Annotated in this window: 5 protein-coding genes and 2 pseudogenes; 2 read left to right on the forward strand and 5 right to left on the reverse strand. The window is 68.4% G+C overall.

Going from position 1 to position 5,114, the window contains the following annotated elements:
• Nucleotides 1-98 precede the first annotated feature (98 nt).
• Nucleotides 99-233, reverse strand: a pseudogene (locus IG05_RS47415) (SpoIIE family protein phosphatase); the annotation flags it as partial.
• A 503-nt stretch (nt 234-736) separates the two neighbouring features.
• Between IG05_RS47415 and IG05_RS0140605 the strand changes: the two are divergent.
• The gene (locus IG05_RS0140605; RefSeq protein WP_030349122.1) at nt 737-1,297 is read left to right on the forward strand and encodes a hypothetical protein; all 561 of its coding nucleotides are present in this window, start codon (nt 737-739) and stop codon (nt 1,295-1,297) included.
• 273 nt (nt 1,298-1,570) lie between these two features.
• Here the strand turns inward: IG05_RS0140605 and IG05_RS0140610 are convergent, their stop codons facing one another.
• Nucleotides 1,571-1,774, reverse strand: a complete 204-nt coding sequence (locus IG05_RS0140610; protein WP_030303412.1) for a cold-shock protein — start codon at nt 1,772-1,774, stop codon at nt 1,571-1,573.
• Nucleotides 1,775-2,015: 241 nt separating this feature from the next.
• A complete protein-coding gene (locus IG05_RS0140615; RefSeq protein ID WP_030349123.1) occupies nt 2,016-2,354 on the reverse strand; it encodes a MerR family transcriptional regulator in 339 nt (112 codons plus the stop codon).
• A gap of 1,564 nt (nt 2,355-3,918) precedes the next feature.
• Between IG05_RS0140615 and IG05_RS49815 the strand changes: the two are divergent.
• A pseudogene (locus tag IG05_RS49815) lies at nt 3,919-4,181 on the forward strand (hypothetical protein); the annotation flags it as partial.
• 102 nt (nt 4,182-4,283) lie between these two features.
• Here the strand turns inward: IG05_RS49815 and IG05_RS0140625 are convergent.
• Both IG05_RS0140625 and IG05_RS0140630 read right to left on the reverse strand, forming a co-directional pair.
• Nucleotides 4,284-4,592, reverse strand: a complete 309-nt coding sequence (locus IG05_RS0140625) for an SCO5918 family protein (protein WP_030349124.1) — start codon at nt 4,590-4,592, stop codon at nt 4,284-4,286.
• 50 nt (nt 4,593-4,642) lie between these two features.
• Entirely contained in the window at nt 4,643-4,978 is a 336-nt protein-coding gene (locus IG05_RS0140630; protein ID WP_030349125.1) for a CBS domain-containing protein, read from the reverse strand.
• Between the last annotated feature and the right edge of the window lie 136 nt (nt 4,979-5,114).

Below are 5,114 nucleotides of genomic sequence, written 5' to 3' on the forward strand. Positions count from 1 at the left end.
ATCAACGACATCGCCCGCGACCTCACCATCTGGTTGGCCGCCCGCGACTTCCCCGGACGGCCAACCAGGCAGGTCAGCGAGTTCTAAAACACGGCCTAGCCGAACTGCTCGCCGCGGACATGGTGCTCCTCGATCAGGCCGTCGGTGAAGCACAGCACCCGGTCGCCGACCTGGAGCGTCTGCTCGCTGAGCTGGGGCTCGTCGCCGCCGAAGCCGACCGGCAAGGTGGTGGGGCGCCCGCGAGCTGCATCCCCGTGATGCCGCCCTGGCCGCTGCGGATGCGGGACGGACAGGTGCGGGAGCACCGGTTCGCGATGACGATGTACGCCGCCATCTGCCGGGTTACCCCTGCCTGCCTGGCGAACCATCGCACCGAGTTGATGAACGACCGCCAGGGCGAACACCTCGACCGGCCCCCTGATCCGACTCACCTGGAGCGGCCGCCTCATTTCCTGTGACGGGACCTGGTTCTGCCAGCGCTCCGGCTCAGCGATCACAGCGACCGCCGACCGCGCATACGTGTCGCCAAGCCCGCTGGAGGGCGTAGACGACCGCGCCGGTAGGTCGGTCCAGAACCCCAGGGCCACGTCGCCGGGGCAGGGCTGGTTCGCAACCATGTGAACTCCGGCACGCTGCCGCCGATTGGGCCTGCCGAAACCGAGTAGAACGGCTGGTCATGGGAACGATCAGGGCTTCCGAACCGGCATCTCCGCTCGCCTACCCGCAAGGATCGCCGATGCTTCCTGAGGTCCGCCCCCACGTATCCGCTGCCCTGGCCCACCAGTTGGAACATCAACTAGGTCTGGCTTCGCGTCTCGAAGCCGGCCGTCTCGATGTGGAGGGCGTCGCCGGCATCGCAGTCGTCGCGGCTGCCCACTCCGATGGCTATGCGGCCACCGGTCATCTCCTCGGGCTGCTGGCCGCGCTGCCCGCCCCCACCAAGGCAGGAGAACGCTTCTGGTCGGACCTGTGGAGGTCTTCGGGCACCGCGTACCTGCTACCCGTCAACATCAAGGCTCTGGTGCTGCGTTCCCTGGCAGGAGATGGAACCGCCCTGGCCCGACAGATCCTCTCGGCCGTTGATGAGATGACCCCGCCGCAGCGCGTCGCGGCCGGCGAGGTGATCGGTCAAGCCCTCGCCGAGTCCGACCATCTGCCCGACCTCAGGACACAGGTCATCGGAGAGTTGTGGCTCCGAGATCTCGAACTCACCGCCTGGCGCGTTCTGCACGCAGACCGCAGATGGGACGATCCGGCCGGACGGCAAGCTTTCGTCGACGCATGGACGGGCGCCTGACCGTCTGCCGCTCCAGGCTGCGCGAACAGACGCGCAGGGCATGCAGCACCCGAGCCGACGACGCTTGAAGCGCATGAGGTCAGGAGTTCCGGGCCGAGGTCGCACCGCCCCCCGCACCTCAACAGCAGGGCCGCGCAGCCATGACTGCGCGGCCCGTGATCCTGTGCACTCCCGGCACGAGAGCAGGCGCCTCGATCCAGGTGGGCGGCAGGGCCCGCACGGGCGTCGGCCACCGGACGCGGCGTGCGCGATCCCTCGTACGGGGCTGCGAGGTCAGGCCGGGGTGATGTTCTCGGCCTGCGGGCCCTTCTGGCCCTGGGTGACGTCGAACGTCACGACCTGGCCCTCCTGGAGCTCTCGGAAGCCCGAGGAGTTGATCGCGGAGTAGTGCGCGAAGACATCCGGACCGCCGCCGTCCTGGGCGATGAAGCCGAAGCCCTTCTCCGCGTTGAACCACTTCACAGTACCCGTTGCCATGTCTTATGCCTTCCAGTCGATGAACGCCTACCACTCCCTGTGGCAGACGGAGGTGATCGCCCTGGTCCCTGCGGCACAGCACAGCAAAACGCCCACACCAAAGGCGCGGGCGGGGAATTCCGAACCACGACAGCTGACACAGACGTTACACGCCCACACACCGCGTCACCACAGGGAAAGATCACGCCGCGCATCGAGACCGTGCGTGCGGTGCCCGCCGACGCTGACGGGCACGCTCATCTCAAGCCGCTGCCGTCGGGTTCGCCGATTCGGCGACGCGCCGGTATTCGGCGTTGAGGCGCTGGGCTTCCTCGAGCTGGTCTTCGAGGATGACGATCCGACAGGCGGCCTCGATGGGGGTGCCCCGGTCGACGAGTTCCCGGGCGCGGGCGGCGATGCGCAGCTGGTAGCGGGAGTAGCGGCGGTGGCCGCCCGCGGAGCGCAGTGGGGTGATCAGGCGGGCTTCGCCGATGGCGCGGAGGAAGCCTTGGGTTGTGCCGAGCATCTCGGCGGCCCGGCCCATGGTGTAGGCGGGGTAGTCGTCGTCATCGAGACGGCCGAACGTGTCGTCTGCTGTCATTGCACCTCTCTGTGGAACGCGTGGAGGGGCCCTGGCGCCGTACTGCCGCCAGGGCCCCGAAGGAACTACTGCACCATCTGCCGGCCCTGATACTGCACCGGCCCTCTGTTTCCGCAGACCCGACCGAGATGCTGTCGGGGGCGCGGGGATCGCGGTTGCTCGACCGGAGACCACCTCACTATCGATGTCCTGCGGTACCCGGGTCCAAGACTTCCGCCCGGGCGATCCTGATGGCGCTCGGCTCCTCCGTTCTTCCCTCTTGATCAACTACTCACTAACGGAAACTGCGTACTACTGGTACTGCGAACTGCTGGTGGCCTCGAACACAGCCACTCTTCGGCAGCCAGCCCCGTCGCCCGTCCTGCGTCTGCTCCGGCTCGGAACCCCACTGCCGCACCCCCGGTGCGCGCGCCCGCAGCCGACGCCTTCACCGAGGCACTGCTCACCCATGCCACTACTGGGTACTGCGAACCTGCACTTACCGGTACTGCCACTGCCCATACTGCTCATGGCGGCCCCTGATCACTGCGGGCCACCCGGTCCGGTCGTCAGTCCCGTCGCCGTCCTGCGAACGCCCTGGCTTCGGAACTCCACCACCGCACCGCCCTGCCAACTGCAACTGCGGTACTACTGCCCGGCAGTTCATCTCTCCGGGCCTCACTCGATCTCGACTACGACAGAAACCTTAACCACACCGCCGACCAATGTCTACTCCAGCAAGTACAGATTTTTGCGCGCTGGAAGATGAAGTACTCCGCCTCGACCGGTCCCCATGGAGGGTTCAAGCAGCTGCGAGGCTCTGTCCGGCGCTCACAGTGACCCACCACCGTGTGGCATGTCGGGCTGGGCGTGACGTCGCCGCCTGCGCCGCGGCTACCCGCGGCGGCACCGGCCAACACTGCTTCTCGCGAGGAACACCATCGACCGGCACGGACGTTTCCACAGAAGGCCCTGCGCCGCCTTCGACGATCCTCGGATGATCGAGCAGCTGGTGGCGAACCCGTACGGCCCCTGACTCGAGCAGTCCGCGGGCTGCGGAGACACGGCCTCACGGCAGCAGGTGCCGTCATGCGTCGGCTGCGGTCCTCCGCCCCCTTCAGGCAAGCACTGGGGCTCTGCGGGGTGGGCAGGTGGAGGGCCGGGGCACAGGGGTCGGGTAGCCGGGGCAGGGGCATGGACGATTCAGAGGGTGACCCTGATGATCACGGTGATTGCCAGCGCCACAGCCGGCCGTGGCTCCTGACCCGGCGGACATTGTGGTCTTGGACGTGTCCGAGCTCCTCACCGATGCCCCGTGCCACGGTGGGGCCGCTGCACACTGGAACCGACTGCGCACCCCGACACCATCGAGGTCGCCGTTCACGATCCCAGCCGGCATGTGGCGCGCATGCGCACCCCTGACCTGAACGGCGTAGCGGGGGCTTCGGCTGGCCCATGGTGACCGGCCTCGTCCACGCCACGGCGGTCACCCGCCGGGCCTCCGGCGGCAAGACCGTGAGCGCCTTCCTTGCCCAGTAGCGTCACCGCTCAAGCAGCCGGATGGCCGACGAACATGGTCCGCCTCATACCGCAGCCCGACGAGTTGCTGGTTGACGTTGCCGCCCTGGCGGAGTCCGGCCAGAGCAACCAGATGTCCCTGGCCGCGGCCACCGGTGGCGCTGTCATCACCGGTCGGCTGGCTGCCGAAGCGCTGTGGAGGCAGAGGGTGTCGGGCTGTACTGAGGGATTCCGCTCACTTCGGCGAGTTCGCCCGCCGTCTTCGACGCCCCCCTGAAGGAGGACGTGCCGCCCACGCGTCTGCACTTCCATGTCGCCCGGATCCTGCAGGACAACGGGGACGGGAACCCACCGCACACGGTGTGGGCCCGACCGGCGTACCGGTCGGGCCCACACTGCTGCTCAGGTGTCGGCTCGTGTCTGTTTACCGGGTCAGACCGTGACGGGGGTGCCGAGCATCGCGGAGGCGCGCTGCATCGGGCTGAGGACGTCCAGGGGCGCCGCCTTGGGAACGGCGCGGCAGGTGAAGCCGAGCACAGCCATGGCCCGCAGGACCTCGGCGGCGCTGAAGTCACGGCGGTCCTGGCGCGTGATGACCTGGCCGACCTGCTTGACGGGGTAGTGGCGGCGGCCGATGATCACCGATTCGCCGGTGACCGGTTCGGGCTTGATGCCCTTCATCGATTCCAGCACGCCGCCCTTGGTGAGTTCGAAGGGGAAGCGGGCGATGACGCAGCGCATGTGGCCTCACAGGGAGAAGGGGGAGAACGGTCCGACCGGGGGTGGGCGTTTCAGCGGGAGAGGGCGAGGATGCCCGGGTCGCTGCCTTGCTCGTCGACCACCGGCAGGGCACCGAGCCGACGGGTGCGCATCGCATGCTCGGCTTGGGCCATCGTGGTCACGGGTGAGGTGGACGATCCGTGGTCGCCGAGGATGTCGCGCAGGCGGACACGGTCCGTGTAGTCGGAGTTGTCACGGACGGCGGCGAGTTCGGCATGGGTGACCAGGCCGGTGCACTGGCTGTCCTGGTCGCAGACGACCAGTCGGACCGTGCGGGCGGCGGCCATGACGGCCAGCGCCACCTCGACGCTCATGTCGTCACAGACCTGCGGTCCGGCCGCGTCCATGACATCCACCGCCGTCCTGTGCCACCGAGCCGAAGCGGGACTGGCGTACGGGGGTGCGCCTGGTCGCCGAGGCGGGGCGGCGGCGGCCTCGGGAGGTGGCGCTGCGCTTGGGGCGTTCGACCACCGGTGCGGTGAT

This window comes from Streptomyces sp. NRRL S-1022, from assembly GCF_000720135.1.
In the GTDB taxonomy this organism is placed as follows: Bacteria; Actinomycetota; Actinomycetes; order Streptomycetales; family Streptomycetaceae; genus Streptomyces.

Excerpts from the sequence above, each read along its gene's own strand:
- IG05_RS0140630 (WP_030349125.1), bottom strand. The coding sequence starts at position 4,978 with ATGGACGCGGCCGGACCGCAGGTCTGTGACGACATGAGCGTCGAGGTG.
- IG05_RS0140610 (WP_030303412.1), bottom strand. The coding sequence starts at position 1,774 with ATGGCAACGGGTACTGTGAAGTGGTTCAACGCGGAGAAGGGCTTCGGC.
- IG05_RS0140625 (WP_030349124.1), bottom strand. The coding sequence starts at position 4,592 with ATGCGCTGCGTCATCGCCCGCTTCCCCTTCGAACTCACCAAGGGCGGC.
- IG05_RS0140605 (WP_030349122.1), top strand. The coding sequence starts at position 737 with ATGCTTCCTGAGGTCCGCCCCCACGTATCCGCTGCCCTGGCCCACCAG.
- IG05_RS0140615 (WP_030349123.1), bottom strand. The coding sequence starts at position 2,354 with ATGACAGCAGACGACACGTTCGGCCGTCTCGATGACGACGACTACCCC.